This window comes from Bartonella taylorii 8TBB, assembly GCF_902825155.1.
Taxonomy (GTDB): Bacteria; Pseudomonadota; Alphaproteobacteria; order Rhizobiales; family Rhizobiaceae; genus Bartonella; species Bartonella taylorii_A.
The window spans coordinates 1-594 of sequence record NZ_CADEAG010000064.1; the positions used below are offsets into that span (position 1 = coordinate 1).

The following is a 594-nucleotide window of genomic DNA, read 5'->3' on the forward strand; positions in this document are numbered from 1 at the left end:
TGGTGTTGATGCTGGCAGTAAAAGTATCTTCAACGTAGCAGACGCGACTGAAGATGACGAAGCAGTCACTTATAGACAGTTGAAGGAAGTGCAAAAAGGTATCAAAACAAGTTGGCAGCTTTCTGTTAACGGTGGAGATGCTATGTCCATTGGACCAAACGAAATGGTTAATTTGGAAGCAGTTAGTAAGAATAATAAACAGAATATAAAAATTGCAAAAGGTGAAGACCACAATATACAATTTGATTTAGCTAATGATATTAATGTAACGTCTGTCACAACAGGCAAAAGCATTATGAATGGTGAAGGCTTTAAGTTTGTTGATGGTAATGGGCCAAGCATAACTGTAAATGGTATTAATGCTGGCAATAAAAAGATTACAGGAGTGCTAGCTGGGACTGAAGATACCGATGCAGTGAATTATAAACAGTTGCAAGATTTTACAGCGGGAATTAAAACGGGTTGGAAGCTTTCTGTTGATGGTAACAACGCTACAGACGTTCAAGCTGGAAGTACAGTAGATCTTGTTGCGGGTGCGAGTGGGAATGGAAGCAAAAATATTAAAATTGCAAAAGACAATAGTAATAAAATCAC

Annotated in this window: 1 pseudogene; it reads left to right on the forward strand. The window is 37.9% G+C overall.

From position 1 onward, the window contains the following. Positions 1-594 (forward strand): annotated as a pseudogene (locus J7R13_RS08645) (hypothetical protein); the annotation flags it as partial.